The organism is Serinicoccus hydrothermalis (assembly GCF_001685415.1).
Taxonomy (GTDB): domain Bacteria; phylum Actinomycetota; class Actinomycetes; order Actinomycetales; family Dermatophilaceae; genus Ornithinicoccus; species Ornithinicoccus hydrothermalis.
The window spans coordinates 1,237,047-1,257,137 of the sequence record NZ_CP014989.1 but is presented as its reverse complement, the minus strand read 5'-3'; the positions used below and the strand labels follow the sequence as shown (position 1 = coordinate 1,257,137).

Annotated in this window: 16 protein-coding genes and 1 pseudogene; 4 read left to right on the top strand and 13 right to left on the bottom strand. The window is 74.2% G+C overall.

Annotation, left to right across the window (positions count from 1 at the left end):
- Positions 1-90: 90 nt before the first annotated feature.
- Positions 91-1,896, top strand: a complete 1,806-nt coding sequence (locus SGUI_RS05755; protein WP_237141460.1) for an alpha-amylase family glycosyl hydrolase — start codon at positions 91-93, stop codon at positions 1,894-1,896.
- Between the two features lie 13 nt (positions 1,897-1,909).
- Here SGUI_RS05755 and SGUI_RS05750 read toward each other — a convergent pair whose 3' ends face one another.
- The 5 genes and pseudogenes from SGUI_RS05750 to SGUI_RS05735 all read right to left on the bottom strand — a co-directional run bounded on the left by SGUI_RS05750 (position 1,910) and on the right by SGUI_RS05735 (position 7,609).
- Positions 1,910-4,246: a hypothetical protein gene (locus SGUI_RS05750; protein WP_066637410.1), complete on the bottom strand. Its 2,337-nt coding sequence runs from the start codon at positions 4,244-4,246 to the stop codon at positions 1,910-1,912.
- A gap of 21 nt (positions 4,247-4,267) precedes the next feature.
- Positions 4,268-5,761 carry a hypothetical protein gene (locus SGUI_RS05745; protein WP_083190522.1) on the bottom strand — a complete coding sequence of 498 codons (1,494 nt, stop codon included), beginning with the start codon at positions 5,759-5,761 and terminating at the stop codon, positions 4,268-4,270.
- Positions 5,762-6,130: 369 nt separating this feature from the next.
- A complete protein-coding gene (locus tag SGUI_RS17960; RefSeq protein ID WP_237141524.1) occupies positions 6,131-6,370 on the bottom strand; it encodes an RNA polymerase sigma factor in 240 nt (79 codons plus the stop codon).
- Between the two features lie 106 nt (positions 6,371-6,476).
- A pseudogene (locus SGUI_RS17955) lies at positions 6,477-6,635 on the bottom strand (sigma factor); the annotation flags it as partial.
- Positions 6,636-6,703: 68 nt separating this feature from the next.
- Positions 6,704-7,609, bottom strand: a complete 906-nt coding sequence (locus tag SGUI_RS05735; RefSeq protein ID WP_066637403.1) for a mechanosensitive ion channel family protein — start codon at positions 7,607-7,609, stop codon at positions 6,704-6,706.
- Between the two features lie 77 nt (positions 7,610-7,686).
- Between SGUI_RS05735 and malQ the strand changes: the two genes are divergently transcribed.
- Positions 7,687-9,870, top strand: a complete 2,184-nt coding sequence (malQ, locus tag SGUI_RS05730) for a 4-alpha-glucanotransferase (RefSeq protein ID WP_066637400.1) — start codon at positions 7,687-7,689, stop codon at positions 9,868-9,870.
- On the opposite strand, the gene SGUI_RS05725 is transcribed toward malQ, so the two are convergent.
- Genes SGUI_RS05725 through pepN form a run of 5 tightly spaced genes read right to left on the bottom strand, consistent with a single transcriptional unit; the run spans position 9,819 to position 15,948 of the window.
- The gene (locus SGUI_RS05725) at positions 9,819-10,721 is read right to left on the bottom strand and encodes a 5-oxoprolinase subunit C family protein (RefSeq protein WP_066637397.1); all 903 of its coding nucleotides are present in this window, start codon (positions 10,719-10,721) and stop codon (positions 9,819-9,821) included. The genes malQ and SGUI_RS05725 overlap by 52 nt on opposite strands.
- Positions 10,718-11,332 carry a 5-oxoprolinase subunit PxpB gene (gene pxpB, locus SGUI_RS05720; protein ID WP_066637395.1) on the bottom strand — a complete coding sequence of 205 codons (615 nt, stop codon included), beginning with the start codon at positions 11,330-11,332 and terminating at the stop codon, positions 10,718-10,720. The genes SGUI_RS05725 and pxpB overlap by 4 nt, the downstream gene beginning before the upstream one ends.
- Positions 11,333-11,335: 3 nt before the next feature.
- Positions 11,336-12,112, bottom strand: a complete 777-nt coding sequence (locus SGUI_RS05715; protein WP_066637392.1) for a LamB/YcsF family protein — start codon at positions 12,110-12,112, stop codon at positions 11,336-11,338.
- A 4-nt stretch (positions 12,113-12,116) separates the two neighbouring features.
- Positions 12,117-13,352, bottom strand: a complete 1,236-nt coding sequence (locus tag SGUI_RS05710; RefSeq protein WP_066637389.1) for an NRAMP family divalent metal transporter — start codon at positions 13,350-13,352, stop codon at positions 12,117-12,119.
- Between the two features lie 37 nt (positions 13,353-13,389).
- Positions 13,390-15,948 (bottom strand): aminopeptidase N, encoded by a 2,559-nt coding sequence (pepN, locus tag SGUI_RS05705; RefSeq protein WP_066637386.1) that lies wholly within the window; start codon positions 15,946-15,948, stop codon positions 13,390-13,392.
- A gap of 67 nt (positions 15,949-16,015) precedes the next feature.
- On the opposite strand from pepN, the gene SGUI_RS05700 reads away from it, so the two are divergent.
- Positions 16,016-16,675 (top strand): mycothiol-dependent nitroreductase Rv2466c family protein, encoded by a 660-nt coding sequence (locus tag SGUI_RS05700; RefSeq protein WP_157621748.1) that lies wholly within the window; start codon positions 16,016-16,018, stop codon positions 16,673-16,675.
- Between the two features lie 11 nt (positions 16,676-16,686).
- Positions 16,687-17,154 (top strand): ribose-5-phosphate isomerase, encoded by a 468-nt coding sequence (locus SGUI_RS05695; RefSeq protein WP_066637383.1) that lies wholly within the window; start codon positions 16,687-16,689, stop codon positions 17,152-17,154.
- Positions 17,155-17,210: 56 nt separating this feature from the next.
- Here SGUI_RS05695 and SGUI_RS17350 read toward each other — a convergent pair whose 3' ends face one another.
- From SGUI_RS17350 to SGUI_RS05680, 3 genes are all read right to left on the bottom strand, one after another.
- Positions 17,211-18,956: a hypothetical protein gene (locus SGUI_RS17350; RefSeq protein WP_066637381.1), complete on the bottom strand. Its 1,746-nt coding sequence runs from the start codon at positions 18,954-18,956 to the stop codon at positions 17,211-17,213.
- Positions 18,957-19,127: 171 nt separating this feature from the next.
- The gene (locus SGUI_RS05685; RefSeq protein ID WP_066637379.1) at positions 19,128-19,340 is read right to left on the bottom strand and encodes an antitoxin; all 213 of its coding nucleotides are present in this window, start codon (positions 19,338-19,340) and stop codon (positions 19,128-19,130) included.
- 101 nt (positions 19,341-19,441) lie between these two features.
- Positions 19,442-20,086: an SIMPL domain-containing protein gene (locus SGUI_RS05680; protein ID WP_066637376.1), complete on the bottom strand. Its 645-nt coding sequence runs from the start codon at positions 20,084-20,086 to the stop codon at positions 19,442-19,444.
- Positions 20,087-20,091 lie beyond the last annotated feature (5 nt).

The window sequence follows — 20,091 nt, the reverse complement described above, 5'->3', positions numbered from 1 at the left end:
TCCATGGTGCCAAACGCGGACGGCCCCGGACGACGCCGCGGCGGGGCCGCGCCTCCGGGGCTGTCGGTCCCGACCCCTAGGCTCGGACCCGTGCCGGCCAGATCCTCGTCCTACCCCGGTATGGGCGCGGTCCCGCACGACGACGGCGTGACCTTCCGCGTCTGGGCACCGCAGGCGCGGCAGGTCGCCGTCGTGGGCGACTTCTGCGGCTGGGACCAGCGGCGGCGCACCGTCCTCGCGAAGGACCACCACCGTTCCGGCACCTGGTCCGCCTTCGTGCCGGGGGCCGGCGCCGGCACCCACTACCGCTTCCTCGTGCGCCGCGGCGGCCCCTACCTCTCGCGGCAGGACCCGTGCGCCCGACAGGTCACCGGTGCGCGCGGGGCGTCGGTCGTCTTCGACCCGCGGCGGATCGACTGGGGCGGGGAGCACTTCCGGGCGCCGGGGTGGGACGACCTCGTCGTCTACGAGCTGCACGTGCCGACCTTCGCCGCCACCGCCGAGGGCCCGGGCACCTTCGACACCGCCATCGGCCGGCTCGACCACCTCGCCTGGCTCGGGGTCACCGCGGTCGAGGTGATGCCGCCCTTCGAGTTCGCCTCCGGGACGAGCTGGGGCTACAACCCCTCGCAGCTGTATGCCATCGAGTCCAGCTACGGCGGGCCGTGGGCCTTCGCGCGCTTCGTGCGGGAGGCGCACGCCCGCGGCATCGCGGTGCTCCTGGACGTCGTGCACAACCACGTGGGCCCGGACGGTCCCCACCTGTGGCGCTTCGACGGCGCCGCCGGGCGCCGCCGCTACGGCGGCGCCTTCTTCTACAACGACCGACGGGCGCTGACCCCGTGGGGGGCGACCCGCCCCAACTACGACCGCAAGGCGGTGCGCAACTTCCTGCGCGACTCGGCCGTCATGTGGCTGGAGGACTTCCGGGTCGACGGCCTGCGCCTCGACGGCACCAACTTCGTGCGCTCCCGCTGGGGCGACGTGCGCGACCCCGCCCACCACATCGCGGCCGGCGAGCGCTACCTCGCGGCGCTGACCACCGACCTGCGCTCGCGCCAGCCGTGGAAGCTGCTGGTCGCCGAGGACATGCAGCGCGACCCCGCGGTCACCCAGTCCCCGCAGGAGGGCGGGCTGGGCTTCCACAGCCAGTGGGACGCCGGTTTCGTGCACGCGGTCCGGGCCGCGCTGGAGGCGGTCGACGACGGCGCCCGCGACGTCCGGGCCGTCGCCGCCGCGGTCCTGGGGCAGGGCGGTCCCCTGCACGAGCGGGTGGTCTACACCGAGTCGCACGACGAGGTGGCCAACGGCCGCGCCCGCGTGCCCGAGCAGATCATGCCCGGGCGGGCGGACTCCTGGCACTCCCGCACCCGCAGCGCCCTCGGGCTGGCGCTCACCCTGACCTCCCCCGGGATCCCCATGCTCTTCCAGGGCCAGGACGTGCTGGAGGACGGGTGGTTCACCGACACCCGCCCGGTCGACTGGTCCAAGGCCCACGACCGCGCCGGCTTCCTCCACCTCGTCCGGCAGCTGGTCCTGCTGCGCCGCGACGTGGCCGGCACCACCCGGGGGCTGCGTGGCAGGCATACCCACGTCCTGCGCGCGGACGACGGGCTGCTCGCCTACCACCGGTGGGACCGTGGTGGTCCGGGCGACGACGTCGTGGTCGTCGTCAACCTCACGACGCACCCCCGCCGCGACGTGCGTCTCGGGCTGCCGCGGGCCGGCCGGTGGCGGGTCCGCTGCAACACCGACGCACCGTCCTTCGGTCCTTGTCTCGGCGCGGTGCACGCCCACGACACGGACACCGAGCCACGGCCGTGGGACGGTGTGCCTGACAGCGCGCTGGTCAGCGTCGGCCCCTACGCCGCGCTGGTCCTCTCGCAGGACGACTGACCGACGCGCCCGCTCAGTTGCGGAAGAGCTCGATGGTGACGTCCTCGTAGTCCTCGACGGTGATGGTGAGCTCCAGCTCGCCGTCGAGCTCGTAGATCCCCATGAAGAGCGGAGCCTGGGAGACGACCTCGCGGTCGGTCCAGCTGGACCACCATCCCTGGGTGTCCTGCAGCTGGTCGACCGTTCCTCCGTCCACCTGGAAGCGGATGCGGCCCTGGCCCTCCGTGGCGATGCGCGCCCCGAGCTCATAGCTGTTCGGGACGGTCACCGTCGTCCGTCCGTCGTCGCCGAGGTCCTCGCTCGTCACCGTCGCCACCGGCGAGTCGGAGAGGCCCGGCCACGGTGGCACCTCGTCCGGTGGCCAGCTGGTGGCGGGAAGCTGCGCCGCGGCGAAGTCGAAGTCCTCGTAGGCCACCGGCTCGTAGGCCAGCAGCAGTGCCGGGGGATGGCCGGGTGACGCCGGTGCGCTCGCGTGCAGGTCCGGCTCCCCGGTGGGCCCCTCCTGGCCGGACTCGTCGCTCTCGATGATTCTGCCGCCTTCCCGCTTGACCCAGTCTCCTCCCCACCCGAGATCCTGGAACGCGCTGGAGACGTCGGAGGCGGAGTAGGCCGTCCACAGGGTCCGGAGCCACTCCCCGTCGCGCAGGCCACCCTCCGTGACGAAGGGCAGCCAGGCCCCGCGCGCTCCCTCGGGCTCGGGGACGCGCAGCGCCCAGGTGGTGTCCGCCCGCTCCGGCGGCTCGAGCAGCTCGCGCTCCACCCCGTCCATCGGCAGGTCCCAGGCAGCCACCAGGCGGTGCCCCGAGACGTACTCCGGTGCGTCAGGAGCATCGGTCCGCGCCACCGGTGAGCGGTCGGACGTCCCGGCCGCAGCCCCGGTGGCCACCACCTGCAGGTGGTCGGTGCTGTCCGCCACGGCCTCGACGACGACGGACCGCTGCTCGCCGTCCCCGGGGAGCAGGTCCTCGGGCACCGGGAACTCCCGGGCGGTCCCGGGGACGTAGACCATCCACCGGCCGTCCCGCACGTCGGGCTGCTGATCCCGCCAGTCGGGCCGGCCGCCCGCCCACGCCTCGAGGTCCCCGTCGTCGGTGACGGTGATGCCGTCGACGAGGACCGAGACAGCACCGGTGCTCCCGGACCACACCCTGATCGTGCTGTCCGCCGAGAGCTCCACCGGCTGCACGACGCGCTCACCCCAGCCGTAGGGCGATGCCGTCCCGGCCTCGTCGACGACGACCGCGTCCGGGGGGACCGGGAGCCCGGCCGTGAGGTCACCCCGGGGGAGCGGGGTGGCCGGGATGTCGTCGGTCTGCCCGTAGACCCCCAGCACCGCCCGTCCCTCCGGTGGTAGGTCTCCGCTGATGCGGATCTCCGCCCGTCCGCTCGCGGGCAGGGCCACGACGTGGTCCAGCCCCACCGCCGGCTCCCCGCTGGTCCCGGCGCAGGGCAGGGTCAGGGTCGACCCGCCCACCGTGACCTCCCCGACGGGCGGCTCGAGGGCCGGGTCGTCGGCGGGCGGCATGTCGCACCACAGGACGCCGAAGGACGAGACCTGCCCGCCGAAGCGGGCGTCGACGGTGCTGAGGACGAAGCCGGCGCTCTCCCCGGAGCTCACCTCGACCGTGTCCATCCTCGTCAGCCCCGCCGCGCCGCGCGGCGGCTCGCCGTCGTCCAGCTCGAAGCCCGCCTCCGTGAGGTCCACCGAGCCCACCTGGGCGGAGCCCCCTCCCGTCGGTGCCGCCTCGTCCGTCCCGGCGGGCTCGTCGCGGCCGAGGGAGAGCGCATACCCGCCCAGCACGGCGAGCGGCACGGCCGCGGCCGCCACCCACCACCACCGCCGGTCGCGCGACGGCGGCTCCGGCGGTGCCTGCGCCACGGCGGTCCCGAGCTCGCGCTCCAGCTGCTCAGCCGGCAGCGCGTAGCGGTGCGCCAGGGCCTCGAGCGCGACGTCGACCCCCTCCTCGTCCGGGACGAGCCGGGCCACCTTGTCCGGGGCGATGCGCAGCGCCGTGGCGACGTCGGCGACGCTGGCCCCTTCGACGAGGCGCAGCACGGCCGCCGCACGGGCTCGCGGGGAGAGCCGCGCGACGACGTCGCCGGGGTCGCCCGTCCCGACCGCGAGGCTCTTGTCCCGGCGTCGGGGCGCGGTGCGCACGAACGTCCGGACGAGACGGCGGCGCAGCTCCTGGGCGTCCGCGTCCGGCGGCGCCTGGGCCAGGGTGAGGCCCGTCAGACGGGTGGCGCTCGCCGTGTCGCCGGTGAGCATCGCCGCGAGCCGGTGGAGCCCGGCGCCTGCCCGTACGAGCTCCTCGGCGCCGGACCCGGTATCGGTCGGCCTCCCTGCCATGGGTCCAGTCTCGCAAAGACCTCAGCGATCCGCCGGTGCGAGCAGCTCGAGGGTGAGGCTGCCGCCCTCGTAGCCCTCGACCTCGATGCGCAGCTCGTCACCGGAGGAGACGGACCGCTCGAGGTGCGTGGCGACGAGCTGGGTCGACGGCTGGTCGGTCCAGGCGGTCCACCACTGCTCGCCGGCCTCCCGGGCCGAGGCCGAGACGACCCCGGGGTCCAGCAGCGAGCGCTCCTCGTGCGAGACCTCCAGACGACCCACCCCCTCCGAGGTGGCCCGCAGGATCGACGCGCCCTCTGGCACCGCGAGCGTGGCGACGCCGTCCGCGTCGAGGTCGGCCAGCGTGAGCGTGGCCACGACCTCGGGCTCGGCGCGCAGGATCGCCTCGGCCGAGAAGGCCCACTCCGACGTCGCTCCTGCGGCGTGGTCGAAGTCCTCGAAGGGCACGGGCGCGTAGGCCGCGACCAGACCCGTGTCCACCTCGTCCAGCGACGGCAGGCCGACGCGCACGCTGCTCCCCTCGGGCACCTCGGACAGGTCGACCTGGGTTCCCACGAACCCGAACCCGTACTCCGGGTCGGCGCAAGCACGCTCCAACCGCGGGCCGTCGTCGACGGTGATCGTCGCCATGCCGATGGGTGAGGGATCGACACCGGGGCAGGCGACGACCCAGGTCACCGGCTCGCCCCTCACCGCCTCGGGCAGCTCGAGCTCCGCGACGGTGCCGTCGGTGGGCAGCTCCCAGGCGGCCAGGCGGTGCATCCCGCCGGACCACTCGACAAGAGCGTCGGGCAGCGCGTCGGGCGACACCGGTGCCACCGCGTCCACGGCGCCCCGCGGTCCGTCGGCGCCGGTGACCCGGACCTGCCAGGGCTGGCCGTGGTTGGCGCCCGCGCTGACCCGGACCGGCTCGCCGCGCTGCGCCAGCTCCGGCGGCACGGCAAGGGTGAGCCGCTGCCCGGCGGTGAAGGCGCTGAAGGAGCCGTCACGCAGCGCCGGGTCGGCGACCTGCCATTCCTGCAGGTCGTCGCCGTCGTCGGTCAGCAGGGTGCCGTCGAGCCAGACCTGGATCCGGCCGGGCACCGAGGTCCACAGCTCCACGGTGCTGTCCTCGTCGAGGTTTGCTGCGACGGTGCTGGTCACCATGACGGTGACCTCCTGCCCTGAGATCTGCTGCCCGGTCAGCGGGGTGTCCTGGTCCAGGCTCACCTCGCCGTCGGCAACGTCCGGCGCCTGCGGCAGCGGGTCGGGCCACCCCGGGAAGGGGTAGTCGGCGTGCGCGGCCTCCTCGTAGATCCCGAGCACGGCGTCGCCGTCCGCCGGGAGGTCACCCTCCCAGGCGGCCTGCCAGCCGTCCTCGGACGGCGGCAGCGCCACCGGTGGGGCGCCCTCGCCGGAGCCGTCGCTCGAGCGGCAGGGGACCGGGAGAAGCCCGCCCTCCCCGACGTCGAGGGTGAGTCCGGGAGGAGTCACGGCCGGGTCGTCGAGCGCGGGCCCGGTGTCGCACCAGAGCACGGCGTACCGCTGGGCCTGCGTCCCCGTCGCGGGGACGTCCGCCGACCCCGAGGGGTCCAGCGCGGAGGACTCGAGGAGGTGCAGCCCGACGGCATACTCCGGGGGCTCGCCGTCGACGAGCTCCCAACCGGTGCTGACGTCGGCGTCGCGCGCCGGGGTCGGTCGCCGTCGGCCCCGGCAGGGCCTGGGTGACGACGACCGCGGCGGCAGCGGCGGCCGCGACCCCGGCGGCGGCGAGCCAGCCGCGCCGGGTGCGCCGCGCCGACCGCTCCGCGCGCAGCTCGGCCAGCAGGTCCGCGGGGGCGGGCGGGGGATGCTCGTCCGCCATCGCCCGCAGCGTGGTGCGCAGGTCTTCGGTCGTGGGAGCCATCAGTGCCCCCTCCCTTCGCTGGCGACGTGGTCGTCGTCCAGGTGCTCGCTGATCCGCAGCGCCGCCAGGGCGCGCGACTGGTGCGACTTCACCGTGCCCTCGGCGAGGCCGAGGGTCCGGGCGGTGTCGGCGACCGTCAGGGTCGTGGAAGTAGCGCAGCACCACCACCGCCCGCTGCTGCGGCGGCAGGGTGCCGATCGCCCGCTCGAGGTCCAGCCCGGTCGCGGCGTCGGGACCACGGTCGGTGGCGGGCTCGGGCAGCGTCTCGGTGGGCACCTCCCCGTGCCAGCGGCGGCGGCGCGCGGTGAGGAACTCGCGCAGCAGGATCGTGCGGACATACCCCTCGGGGTTGTCCGTCACCCTGCCCCAGGCGCGCCACGCCTTGAGCAGCGCCTCCTGGAGCAGGTCGTGCGCCGTGTGCGGGTCTCGTGTCAGCAGCACCGCGGTGCGGTGCAACCCCTGGCCGTGCGCCAGCACGAACTCGGTGAACCTCTCGCTCGTCATGCGGACACCTCCTGACCCGGACAGACGACCGAGGGGCCGGGAAGGGTTGTCACCGCCGCACGCGGCGCTCAGACCTGGGCGTCCCCGAAGGGCGAGATCCGCGGTCCGCGGACGCCCTCGTCGTCGAAGCGCTCCTTGGCGCGCTCCCGGATCACGCGGGGCACGCCCCACTGCTCGCCCGGCCGGGTCTTCGCGAAGATGCGCAGCGTCATCGTCCCGCCGGAGACCGACTCGACGCCGGCCACCGAGGGCTCCTCGAGCAGCTTCTCGGACCAGTCCGGGTCGGCATACACCTGTGCCGCGACGTCCCGCAGCAGGGGTATGACGCGGGCCGGGTCCTCGTCGTAGGCGACCGGGATGTCGATGGTGGCCACCGCCCAGCCCTGGCTCTTGTTGCCGATCCGGATGATCTCCCCGTTGCGGATGAACCACACGACACCGCTGGGGTCGCGCAGCCGGGTGACCCGCAGGGTGACCTCCTCGACGGTCCCGACGGCCTCGCCGGTGTCGATGAGGTCACCGACGCCGTACTGGTCCTCGATGATCATGAAGATGCCGGAGAGGAAGTCCTTGACCAGGGACTGCGCGCCGAAGCCGATGGCCACACCACCGATGCCGGCGCTGGTGAGCAGCGGCGCGAGCGGCATCCCCAGCTCGGCCATGATCGTCAGCAGGGCCACCGTGGCGATGAGGAACGTCGCGATGCTGCGCAGCAGCGAGCCCATGGTCAGGGCGCGCTGCCGGCGACGCTCCTTGCGGGCCCCGGTGGCGCTGTCGAAGGCGCGCTCGAGGGAGGACCGCTCGTGGTCGTCGGCGCGCTTCGCCGCGCCCTCCACGACCCCGCGGATCGCCCGGTGGGCGGCCCACCGGGCCGCCACGGCGAAGAGCAGGATGAGGACGACGCGCAGGGGGGCACCGAGGAGCCAGTCCAGGGTCGACTCCCAGGTGTCGAAAGGCAGTTCCAGACCAAACATGCCTGCCATTGTGGCGTGGCGCCGACCTCCTGAGAGACTTGCCCCGCACGCCCCCCGCCCGAGAGGTCAGCACCCCTGTGACGCAGCGCACGCCCGCCCTCGCCCACCTGGCGGCCGCCTACGGCATCGCCACCGAGTTCTGGGACTGGCAGGGCCGGCACACCGAGGTCCCCGACGAGACGGTCGTCGCCGTCCTGGCCGCGCTCGGGGTCGACGTCAGCGGCGACTTCGCCGACCGCGAGCTGGACCGTGCCCAGGAGCGGGAGTGGCGGCGCACCCTGCCGCCGGTGCTCGTCATCGCGGGGGGCGAGAGCGCGACGTTGCCCATGCACGTCGCTCCCGGCGACGACGTGAGCGCGCAGCTGGTGACCGAGGAGGGCGCGGAGCACCAGCTCGCCGTGGGTGGGGGCAAGCCTGAGGAGCGCGAGGTCGACGGGGTCACGGTGCGCCGGCTGCTGCTGGAGGTCCCCTCCGACCTGCCGCTCGGCTGGCACGAGGTGGTCGTACAGGCCGGTGGGCAGGGGGCCCGTATGCCGCTGGTCGTGACGCCGCCGCGGCTGGGGCTGCCTCCGGGTCTCGCTGCCGAGGGGGCGCAGGGCTGGGGCCTCATGACCCAGCTGTATGCGATGCGCTCCTCCTCATCCTGGGGCATCGGCGACCTCGCCGACCTGGGTGACGCCGGCGCCTGGGCCGCCGGGCTGGGCGCGGACTTCGTCCTGGTCAACCCGCTGCACGCGGCCGAGCCGGTCGGCGAGATGGAGCCCTCGCCCTACCTGCCCACGAGCCGGCGCTTCGTCAACCCCATCTACCTCCGGGTGGAGGACGTGCCCGAGGTGGGCTACCTCTCCGCCGCGCAGCGCCAGCTCCTCGAGTGGCACGCCGACGACGCCCAGCGCTACCTCGACCTCGACACGCTCGAGCGCGACCCGGTGTGGGCGGCGAAGGAGGCGGCGCTGCGCCTCGTGCACGCGCAGCCGCGCTCGCTGCGGCGCGCCCGCGCGTTCGAGGCCTACGTCGAGCGGGAGGGCCAGGGCCTCGTCGACTTCGCGACCTGGTGCGCGATCAGCCAGGAGCACGGCACCTGGTGGCGGGAGTGGCCGCAGGAGCTGCAGGACGCCCGCGGGGAGGCGGTCGAGGCATACCGCCAGGAGCACGAGGCCGAGGTGGACTTCCACTGCTGGCTGCAGTGGGTGCTCGACGAGCAGCTCGCCCGGGTGCAGCGCGACCTGCTCGACACCGGGATGTCGCTCGGGGTGATCTCTGACCTCGCCGTCGGCGTGCACCCGGACGGCGCCGACGCGTGGGGCCTGGGCGACGCGCTCGCCCGCGGCGTGACGGTCGGCGCGCCGGCGGACCAGTACAACCAGCTCGGCCAGGACTGGTCGCAGCCGCCGTGGCGCCCGGACAAGCTCGCCGAGCTCGGGTATGCCCCCTACCGCGAGATGGTGCGGGCAGCGCTGCGGGACAGCGGGGGCCTGCGGGTGGACCACGTCATCGGGCTCTTCCGGCTGTGGTGGATCCCCGAGGGCGCCGAGCCGTTCCAGGGGACCTACGTGCGCTACGACCACGAGGCGATGATCGGCATCCTGCTGCTCGAGGCGCACCGGGCCGGGGCCGTCGTCATCGGCGAGGACCTGGGCACGGTCGAGCCCTGGGTGCGCGACTACCTGCGCGAGCGCGGGGTCATGGGCACCTCGATCCTGTGGTTCGAGCGCGACTGGGAGGGCGACGGCCGGCTGCTGGACCCCGAGGACTACCGCGAGCTGTGCCTCGCCACGGTCACCACCCACGACCTGCCGCCCACCGCCGGCTACCTCGAGGGCGTGCACGTCGACCTGCGCTCCCGGCTGGGGCTGCTGGACCGGCCGCTGGAGGAGGAAATGGCGGAGGAGGCGCGCTCGCGGGACGAGGTGCTGACCGACCTGCGGCGGCGCGGGCTGCTGGGCGAGGACGCCGACGTCACCGAGCAGGTGCAGGCCCTGCACGCCTTCCTCACCCGTACGCCCGCGAAGCTCCTCGGCGTCAGCGTGAGCGACCTCACCGGCGACACCCGGGTCATCAACCAGCCCGGCACCGACGAGGAGTACCCCAACTGGCGGGTCCCACTCGCCGGGCCCGACGGCAAGCCCGTGCTGCTCGAGGAGTGGGTGACGTGGCGCTCGGCGCGCCGGCTCGCGCGCACGGTGGACACCTCCGGGCAGGACGAGGGTCAGCCGCTCCCGGACGCGGCGGAGGGCGCGCGGACGAAGCGCACCGACTGACCGGGCCGGGCCTGCGCGGCGGCCGGGACGTCGCGCGGGTCGAGCACACCGATGACCGGGTAACCCCCGGTCACGGGGTGGTCGGCCAGGAAGATCGTCGGCTGCCCGGACGGCGGCACCTGCAGGCTCCCCAGCACCATCCCCTCGCTCGGCAGCTCCCGGTCGTCGTCTGCGCGCTCCAACGCCGGGCCCTCGAGCCGCGCACCGACCCGGTCGGAGTCGGCGCTCACCTGGTATGCCTGTCCCAGCAGGGCCTTCTCGGCACCGGGCGCGAACCAGTCCTCCCGTGGCCCCAGGCGGACGCGCAGGCTGATCTCACCGCCGGTGGGCGGCGCCAGCGGCGCGGAGTCGACCACCGGCTCGGCGTCCGGAGCCGGGCCGACCGGGAGCTGCGTGCCTTCCGTGAGCGGCTCCGGCCCGAGCCCGGCCAGGGTGTCGCGCGAGCGGGAGCCGAGGACCGGCTCGACGTCCACGCCCCCGCGGACCGCGAGATAGCTGCGCAGCCCGACGGTCGGCATACCCAGCTCGAGCTCGGCACCGTCGGGGAGCCAGAGGACCGTGTCGGGGGCGGCCGCCCGCCCGTCGAGGGTGAGGGGGCACGGGGCGCCGGTGAGGGCGACGAAGGCGCCACCCGTGCAGCGCACCGCGAGCCCGCCCACGGTGACCTCGAGCGCCGCCGCGCCCTCGTCGTTGCCGAGCAGCCGGTTGGCCAGCCGCAGCGAGGGCACGTCCGCCGCGCCGGAGCGCCCGACGCCGAGGTGCGCGAGGCCCGGCCGGCCGAGGTCCTGGACCGTGGCTCCCGGACCTGCCCGGAGCACCTCGAGGCCGTGTGCCTGGGCGCCGCTGCTCACGACCTCGCCTCCACGAAGCGGACGCGGACCCCGGGCGTGAGCAGGGCCGGCGGGTCCCGGTCGACGTCCCAGAGGGTCGCGTCGGTGCGCCCGATGAGCTGCCACCCGCCCGGCGACTCGCGGGGGTAGACGCCGCCGAACTCACCCGCGAGGCCCACCGCCCCGGCCGGGACCCGCTTGCGCGGGGTGCTGCGGCGCGGGACGTGCAGCCGCCGGTCCTCGCCGACGAGGTAGCCGAAGCCGGGGGCGAAGCCGCAGAAGGCGACGGTCCACTCCTGCCCGGTATGCGCGGCCACCACCTCCTGCGTGGACAGCGAGGTGAGCTCGGCGACCTCGGCCAGGTCCTCCCCGTCGTAGACCACGGGGATCTCCACCTCACCGGCCTCCGGTGCGGCACCGGGGCGGACCGTGGTCGAGCGGACCTGGTCGGCGAGGGTCACGACGTCGGTACGGGCCGGGTCGAGGAGCAGGAGCAGCGTCCGCGCGGCGGGGACCAGGTCGGTGACGCCGGTGGGCGGGTCCTGCTCCAGCGCGGCGTGCAGGGCGAGCACCTGCTGCAGGTCGTCGAGCTCCACGAGGAGACCGACCTCCCCGCACGGCAGGCAGCGCATGGGTCAGGCCCCCGGCCCGGCACCGACGAAGGGCCGGGGCTCCACCCCGGCCGCCTCCAGCGCCGAGCGCACGGCCCGGGCGACCCGGACGGCGCCGGGGCTGTCGCCGTGCACGCACACCGACGCGGCGTCCACCGCGACCTCCGTGCCGTCCACCGCGGTGACCGTCCCCTCGGTGGCGATCCGGACGCACCGGGCGGCGATCTCGTCGGGGTCCTCCAGCACGGCGCCGGCCTCGCGGCGTGAGACCAGGGTGCCCTCGGGCGTGTAGGCCCGGTCGGCGAAGGCCTCCTGGACCGTGCGCAGCCCCGCCTCCTCCGCCAGCCGCAGCCAGGCGGACCCCGGCAGGCCGAGCACGGGCAGGGTCGGGTCGTAGGACCGGACCGCCTCGACCACGGCGGCGGCCTGCTCCTCGTGGTGCACGATCGCGTTGTAGAGGGCGCCGTGCGGCTTGACGTAGGCCACCCGGGTCCCGGCCACCCGGGCCAGGCCCTCGAGGGCACCGATCTGGTAGAGCACGTCGTCGGTGAGCTCGGCGGGCGGCAGGTCGAGGAAGCGTCGGCCGAAGCCGGCCAGGTCGCGGTAGCCGACCTGGGCGCCGACGACCACCCCGCGGGCGGCCGCACCCTCGCAGGCGTGCCGGAGCACGCCGGGGTCGCCGGCGTGGAAGCCGCAGGCGACGTTGGCGCTGGTGACGACCTCGAGCAGGGCGTCGTCGTCGCCCAGCGTCCAGCGCCCGAAGCTCTCGCCGAGATCGGCGTTGAGGTCGATGTGCGTCATGTCATCACTCCCACAGCTGGGCGATCCCGCCGAGCGACTGCCACGCGAGATAGAGCGTCAGGATCCAGACTGCCAGACCGCACAGGCTCAGCCAGAGCGGGTAGCGGTAGCCCTGCAGCAGGTCCCGGCGGCGCAGCGCCACCCACACGATGACGCCGAGGCCGACCGGCAGGATCAGCCCGTTGAGCGCTCCGGCGAGGATGAGCAGCGTGACAGGGGCCTGCCCCAGGGCGACGTAGACCACGGTGGACAGGGCGATGAACGCGACCACCACCCATCCCCGACGTCGCTGCAGCCAGTCGGAGAAGGTGGCGAGGAAGGACACCGAGGTGTAGGAGGCGCCGATCACGCTGGTGATGCCCGCAGCCCAGAGGATCACCCCGAAGATGATGAGGCCGACCTCGCCGAGCGCGGCCTCGAAGGCCGAGGCCGGAGGGTTCTCCTCGGACAGGGCGACGCCCCCGGCCACGACGCCCAGCACGGCCAGGAAGAGCAGCCCGCGCATGACGCCCGCGACCAGGATGCCGGTGACCGAGACCCTGCTGATCTCCCGGACCCGGTCCGGTCCGGTGATCCCGGAGTCCACCAGCCGGTGCGCCCCGGCATACGTGATGTAGCCGCCGACCGTCCCGCCGATGAGGGTGACGATGACCAGGAAGTCCACCCGGTCCGGGCGCACCGTCTGCCGCAGCGCCTCGCCCAGCGGGGGGTCGGAGGTGATCGCCACCCAGGTGACCATGACGATCATCACCAGCCCGAGGACGACCACGATCCGGTCCATGGCCACCCCGGCGCGCTTGCTGAGGAAGATGACGATGGCCACCAGCGCGGAGGCGGCGCCGCCGATCCGCGGGTCGAGCCCGAGCATGGCGTTGGCGCCCAGCGCGGTGCCGCCGATGTTGCCGATGTTGAAGACGAACCCGCCGAAGACGACCAGCGCCGCGAGCAGGTAGCCCGCGCCCGGGAGCGCCCGGTTGGCCAGGTCCTGCGCCCGCAGCCCGCTGACGCCGATGACCCGCCACACGTTGAGCTGCACCGCGACGTCCACGAGCACCGAGACCAGGATCGCGAAGGCGAAGGCCGCACCGAGCTCGGCGGTGAAGACCGTGGTCTGGGTGATGAACCCGGGCCCGATGGCGCTGGTGGCCATGAGGAAGACGGCGCCGAGCAGGGCGCCCCGCCCGGCCCGGGCGGTCGCCGGAGTGCGCGGTGACCCTGCGGCCGCTGGCGGTTGCTCCATGTGCTGATCCTTCCCGTGGAGGCGGCGGGCCGCCGCCTCAGCCGGCGTCGGCCTCCTGGGCGGCCACGGCGCGGGCCACGGCGTCCCGGTTCTCGGCCACGGTGCGCCGCAGGCTGTTGGAGGCCTCCGGGTGCTCGGCGAGCCAGGTCTGGCTCGCCTCGAGCAGCTGCGGGCTCGCCAGCGCCAGGGGGTAGAAGCCCACCGCCAGCGACTCGGCGATGTGGTGGGTCCGCTCCTGCCACACCCGGTCGATCACCGCGTGGTAGCGCTCGACGTAGGGCTCGAGCAGCGCCTCGTCGTGCACCCGGCCGAAGCCGAGGGCCATCGCGGCGAGCACCGAGTTGGACAGGCCGGCGGTCTCCACCGCGTCGACCCACGCCTTGTCCTTGGCCTCGGGCGAGGGCTGGGCCGCCCGGGCCCGGGCGGCCTTCTCGTGCCCGGTGGCGGTGTTGTCCCGCTGCCGCTCGGCCGCGATCTCCTCCTCGCCGACGGCGCCGGCGGTCGCCAGCGCGGTGAGGAGGGTCCAGCGCATGTCCTGGTCGATGGTGAGTCCGGCCAGCTCGCGCTCGCCGTCGAGCAGGGCGTGCACGAGGACGAGGTCCTCCTCGGCCTGCGCGAAGGAGGCCCACGCGGTGACCAGCTGCAGCTGAGCGTCGCTCCCGCCCTCGGCCTGCAGCGTGGCCGCCCGCAGCCCGGCCGTGAGCTCGGCCACCACGGCCTGGCGGTGCCCGGGCGCGGTATACGTGAGGGCGGCAGCGCTGACCTGCTGGATGAGGACCCGGAGCAGCGTGGAGTCGGTCTCCCCGGGCAGCGCGGTGAGCACCAGCCGGACGTAGTCGCTCGCGGACATCTCGCCGTCGCGCGTCATGTCCCAGGCGGCACCGAGGACCAGGGCGCGGGCCAGCGAGTCCTCGATGCGGCGGACGTGCTCCAGGGCGGTCGCGAGCGAGCGCCCGTCCAGCCGCACCTTGGCGTAGGCGAGGTCGTCGTCGTTGACGAGGAGCAGGTCCGGCATCGGGCGGCCGGCCAGGTCGGTCACCTCGGTGCGCTCGCCGTCGACGTCCAGCTCCACCCGGTGGGTCCGGCGCAGCACGCCCTCGACGAGGTCGTAGCACCCGACGGCGAGCCGGTGCGGACGCTGGGTCGGGTGCTCCTCCGGGGTGGTCTGCACGATCTCCAGCGCGGTGATCGTGCCGTCGTCGGCGACCTCGACCTCGGGGGTCAGCGTGTTGACCCCGGCCGTCTCCAGCCAGACCTCGCTCCACGAGGTGAGGTCGCGGCCGCTGGTCGCCTCGAGCTCGGCGAGCAGGTCCCGGAGCGTGGTGTTGCCCCAGGCGTGCTTGGCGAAGTAGGCGCGCAGCCCGTCCCGGAAGGGCTCACGGCCGACGTAGGCGACCAGCTGCTTGAGCACCGAGGCGCCCTTGGCATACGTGATGCCGTCGAAGTTCACCTCGACCGCGGCGAGGTCGACCATGTCCGCGGCGACCGGGTGGGTGGAGGAGAGCTGGTCCTGCTTGTAGGCCCAGGCCTTCTCGGCGGTGCCGAAGGTGGTCCACGCGTCCTTCCACTCCGTCGCCTCGGCCTGGGCGGTCGTCGAGGCCCACTCGGCGAAGGACTCGTTGAGCCACAGGTCGTCCCACCACGTCATGGTCACGAGATCGCCGAACCACATGTGCGCCAGCTCGTGCAGGATCGTCAGCGCGCGCCGCTCCACGACCGCCTCGGTCACCTTGGACCGGAAGACGTAGTTCTCCACGATGGTCACGCACCCGGCGTTCTCCATCGCGCCCATGTTGTACTCCGGCGTGAAGATCTGGTCGTACTTGGTGAAGGGGTAGGCGCGGTCGAACTCCTCCTCGAAGAAGGCGAAGCCCTTCTTGGTGACGTCGAGGATGTTCTCCGCGTCGAGGTGCGGGGTGAGGCTGCGGCGGCAGAAGACGCCGAGCGGGATCTCGCCGGCCCGGGTGCTCACGCTGTCGCGGACGACGTCGTACGGGCCGGCCACCAGCGCGGTGATGTAGGAGGAGATCGGCGGCGTCGCCGGGAAGGACCAGGTGGCGCTCGGGCCGTCGGCGCCTTCGCCGGCGGGGGTGGGCTCGGGCGTCGGCTCGTTGGAGATGACCTGCCAGTGCTCCGGGGCGGTGACCGTGAAGGCGAAGGTGGCCTTGAGGTCGGGCTGCTCGAAGGCGGCATACATCCGGCGGCTGTCCGGGACCTCGAACTGGGTGTAGAGGTAGACCTCGCCGTCCGCGGGGTCGACGAAGCGGTGCAGGCCCTCGCCGGTGTTCATGTAGGTCCCGGTCGCCTCGACGGTGAGCTCGTTGCTCTCCGCGAGACCGGGCAGGGCGATGCGGGAGTCGACCCACGCCGTGGCCGGGTCGAGCTCGGTGCCGTTGAGCTCGACCCGCTCCACCGAGGCGCCGACGAAGTCGATCCAGGTGTCCTCGCCCGGGCTGGCGCAGGTGAACCGGACGATGGTGCGGGTCCCGAAGGTCTCCGCGCCCCGGGTGAGGTCCAGCGCGACGTCGTAGGACTCGGTCTGGATGAGCGCGGACCGGGCGGCGGCCTCGTCACGGGTCAGGTTGGTGCCGGGCATGCAGGTGTCTCCTCGTCGAGGGTCGGGCCGGACTGACGGCCAGGGTATGCCGTGACACGATGGTCGCATGAGCGCCCAGACCACGTCGGACCCGTCCGCGACCACCCAGACCACCCACGCCGAGATGTTCTTCGACCCCCTGTGCCCCTGGGCGTGGATGACGTCCCGGTGGCTGATGGAGGCGGCTGAGGTGCGCGACCTCGAGATCACCTGGTCGGTCATGAGCCTGGCGGTGCTCAACGAGGGCCGCGACCTGGACGAGGACTACCGCGCGATGCTCGACCGTGCGTGGGGGCCGGTCCGCACCATCATCGCGGCGACCGCCGACCTGCCCGCGCAGGAGGCCAACGAGCTGCGCAAGAAGATGTACGACGCCTATGGCCAGCGGATCCACCTGGACGGCCGTGGCAGCGAGGACCTCGAGGCCATCACGCCCGAGGTGATCGAGGAGCTGGGGCTCGACGCCTCGCTGGCGCAGGCGGCCACCTCGGAGGACCACGACGAGGCGCTGCGCGCCAGCCACCAGCGGGCGATCGACCTCGTCGGGGACGACGTGGGCACGCCCGTGGTGGGCGTCGAGGGTGTCGCCTTCTTCGGCCCCGTCGTCACCCCCGCGCCCAAGGGCGAGGCCGCCGGGCGGCTCTGGGACGGCTGCCTGCTGGTCGCCGGCACCCCCGGCTTCTACGAGATCAAGCGGACCCGCTCCGTGGGCCCGGACTTCAGCTAGAGGAGGGCTCCGTGCGGGTACACATCGGCGGTGACCACGCCGCCTACGAGATGCAGCGGGACCTGGTCACCTGGCTGGGCGAGCAGGGCCACGAGGTCGTCGACCACGGGCCCGCGGACTACGACGCCCAGGACGACTACCCCGTCTTCGTGCTGCGTGCCGCCGCCGCCGTGGCCGAGGACCCGGACTCGCTCGGGATCGTCCTCGGCGGGTCCGGCAACGGCGAGCAGATGGCGGCCAACAAGGTCCCCGGCATCCGTGCCGCGCTGGCCTACGACCCCGAGCTTGCCCGCCTGTGCCGCGAGCACAACGACGCGCAGGTCGTCTCGATCGGTGCGCGGATGCATACCCAGGAGGAGGGGCGGGCCATCGTCGAGGCCTTCCTCGGCACGCCCTTCTCCGGGGACGAGCGGCACCAGCGCCGGATCGACATGATGCGCGCCTACGAGGTCGACGGCACGCTCCCGCCGCTGCCCTGAACCCACGCAGGAGGCCCCCGCCCGGTCGGATCCGGGCGGGGGCCTCCTCGCGTGCCTCACTGGTAGCTGATGAAGTCCGGGGTCGGCTCGATCTGCATCGTCTGCTCGGGTGAGAGCGGTCCGGGGATGTCCTCGTCGTAGAAGTTCTTCCAGCCCCAGTGCGTCACCGACGGAGCGGCGTCGTGCAGCGCCTGCCAGGTGGCGAGCTTGTCGCCCTGTGCGCCCTGTCCGTCGGCGTGGATGACCACCGAGACCTCGGAGCGGGACTGGTCGACGTCGTCGGCCCCCGGGATCATCCGGATCTGGAACTGGTGCAGGACGAGGACCTTCTGCGGCAGGTCGTTGTCCCGCGTGAGGTCGGCCAGCCAGTCGACCACGGAGTTGACCTCGTCCACGCCGACCTGCCCGATCTGCTGCAGATGAACCTCGTCCGGGCGCAGGCGCCACTCCGGGTCCAGGGCCAGGCCGACGTGGGGACGCAGGAGCAGCTCCTCGTAGAGCTTCGCCTGCGTGAGGAAGTCCGTCCGGCCCGGCTGCAGGTCCAGGACGACGTACATCCCCTCCTCCTCGGCCAGGTCGACCAGGGGACGCAGGGTCTCCAGGTCCATCTCGGCGGAGTAGTTGCCGTCACCCCCGGCGTCGCCGCTGGCCACGGTGGCGATGATCTCCAGCGACGGGACGACCGGGTGGTCGACGAGGTCGGTGTACTCCGCGGCGATCTCCTCGGCGCGCGCGACCGTCTCCTCCGGCCCCTGCTCGCCGAGGACCCCCAGGGCGGGCGTCGTCGGGTTGCCGTAGAGCGCGACGTAGGTCTTGCCGGGCAGCATGAGCTGACCGCCGCCGGGCAGCTCGACGCCGGTCGCGGCGGTGGCCGCCCGCCAGGCGAGCGTCTGCGCGTCGCCGAACTCCGTGCCGATCCCGACCACGGTCTCCGCGCCCGCGTCAGCGCTGGCCTGCACCGTGTCCGAGGTGGCCCGCGGGTCACCCTCGGGCACGACGAGCACCTGGGCGCCGACGGCCACGGCCGAGGCGACGGCGGCCGCGTCGCGGTCGGCGCCTGTCGTCATGACGGTCAGTCCCTCGACCGGCTGCGGGGCCGAGGTGGAGGGCAGCTCGTCGACGTCGGACTCCAGGGTGGGCGCGGGAGCCGCGGTCGCGCTCGCGCTCTCGCCGGCTGTGCTCGTCGTGGCGTCGGTGTCGTCGCCGGAGGCGCCGTCCTCGGGGGCGCCGGCGAGCAGGGTCATGGAGGACGGGTCGAGCCCGAGCAGAGCCTGCACGTGGTCGCCCTCCGGCACCTGCTCGGCGGCTCCGTCGGTCCCGAGCGCGTCGGCCAACCCCTGCGCGTCCGGGACGGCCAGCACGTCGACCCCTGGGTCCTCGACGGCCCCCACGGTGAGGACCGTCTCCGCCCCGAGCCGGTCCAGCTCCTCGGCCACCCCGGCACCGTCGACGAGGACGGGCACCCCGAGCGCGACACCGGCCGAGGCGGCGGCCAGCTGCTCGCCCTCCGCCGCGACGACGACCACGGGGGCCTGCTCGAAGAAGGTGCTGGAGGCCTCGACGGACAGCTCGGTCGCGCCCTCACCGGGGAGCACGGCCGTCTCCTGGACGGACGCGGGTGCCGCGACGAGGGCGTCGGGGTCCTGCTCCTGCCCGCCGGAGGCTCCGCCGCCCCCGGTGGAGGAGCCGTCATCGCCGGAGGAGCCGGAGCCCGGGGTGCAGGCGCCCAGCACCACCACCGCCGCGGCGGTGAGCGCCGCCCACCGGCGACGGGCGCGGCCTCGGACAGGGTGGACGGACATGGAGCTCCTCGGGACGGGTCGCGACCGGCGCCGGACCGACGCCACCACTCACGGTAACTCCCGCCACGGGGGCGTCCGGGGGAACACGCCCGTCGTGCCGCTGCCCGCGCCCGCACGACGAAGGCCCCCACCCGGACGGACCGGGTGGGGGCCTCGCAGGCGCTGGCGCGCTCAGGCGTTGTCGTCGCCCTCGCCGCCGCCCCCGTCCTCGACGCCGCCGATCGCGTCGGCCTTGTCGTTGGCGAAGTCCTGCGCCTTGTCGACGTGCTCGGAGTGCTCACCCCCGGTCTTGTCGTCGACGAAGTCACCGCCCTGCTCGATGCCCTCGTCGATCTTCTCGTCGTGCTCTCCCGCCAGGTCCTTGGCCTTGTCCATGAAGCCCATGGCGTGACTCCTTCCCATCGGGTCCGGTGCCCCGGCCGGGGCACCTCCTGTGCGTCACCACGCAACCACACTTGTCGAGGGCTGTCGACCGGGAGGATTGCTCAGCCGGTGAGGTCCCAGGTCACCCGCACCTGCACCGTGATCTCGTGGTCCGCGGCGTCCACCGGAGGCCCCGCGGCCTCCGCGCTCATCCGCGCCACGGCTCCGTGGGGGACCGGCGCCCCGGGACCGGGCAGCTCCTCGACGGTCACGGCCCGGCCGACCGCCCGGTCCACGAGGGCGGCATACTCCTCCGCCCGCCGCCGGGCGTCGAGCAGGGCGAGCTCGCGGGCCCGGACCTCGAGCCCGACGGTGTCCGACACCTCCGGCCGCAGCGACTGGACCGTCAGGGCGTCACCGACCGCCTCGGCGAGGGTGGCCACGAGCTCGCCGGCCCGTGCCGGGTCGGGCGCCACGACACGCAGCGACTGCCCGGCGGTATGCCCGTGGGGCGCCCCGTGGTGGTCGTACCTGGGGGACAGGGTCAGTGCGTGGGTGCGCACCCGGTGCTCGGGCAGGGCGTCGGTGCAGGCGCGGGAGGCGGCGGTGAGGGCCTGCAGCGCCTGGGCCACCGTGGACCCGTGCCCCTCCAGGTGCAGGTCGAGCACGACCGAGTCCGGCGGTGCGCCGGCCCGACCGGTCCCGGTGACCACGACCCGGTCCTCGGTCGGTCGGTCCGGGCCCGCGCCCGGGGTGGGGGTGTGCATACCGT

Bases quoted from the DNA above. Each gene is read 5' to 3' on its own strand.
- SGUI_RS05750 (WP_066637410.1), bottom strand. From the start codon at position 4,246: ATGGCAGGGAGGCCGACCGATACCGGGTCCGGCGCCGAGGAGCTCGTA.
- SGUI_RS05735 (WP_066637403.1), bottom strand. From the start codon at position 7,609: ATGTTTGGTCTGGAACTGCCTTTCGACACCTGGGAGTCGACCCTGGAC.
- pxpB (WP_066637395.1), bottom strand. From the start codon at position 11,332: ATGCGCTGCCTGCCGTGCGGGGAGGTCGGTCTCCTCGTGGAGCTCGAC.
- SGUI_RS05715 (WP_066637392.1), bottom strand. From the start codon at position 12,112: ATGACGCACATCGACCTCAACGCCGATCTCGGCGAGAGCTTCGGGCGC.
- SGUI_RS05710 (WP_066637389.1), bottom strand. From the start codon at position 13,352: ATGGAGCAACCGCCAGCGGCCGCAGGGTCACCGCGCACTCCGGCGACC.
- pepN (WP_066637386.1), bottom strand. From the start codon at position 15,948: ATGCCCGGCACCAACCTGACCCGTGACGAGGCCGCCGCCCGGTCCGCG.
- SGUI_RS05700 (WP_157621748.1), top strand. From the start codon at position 16,016: ATGAGCGCCCAGACCACGTCGGACCCGTCCGCGACCACCCAGACCACC.
- SGUI_RS17350 (WP_066637381.1), bottom strand. From the start codon at position 18,956: ATGTCCGTCCACCCTGTCCGAGGCCGCGCCCGTCGCCGGTGGGCGGCG.
- SGUI_RS05685 (WP_066637379.1), bottom strand. From the start codon at position 19,340: ATGGGCTTCATGGACAAGGCCAAGGACCTGGCGGGAGAGCACGACGAG.
- SGUI_RS05680 (WP_066637376.1), bottom strand. From the start codon at position 20,086: ATGCACACCCCCACCCCGGGCGCGGGCCCGGACCGACCGACCGAGGAC.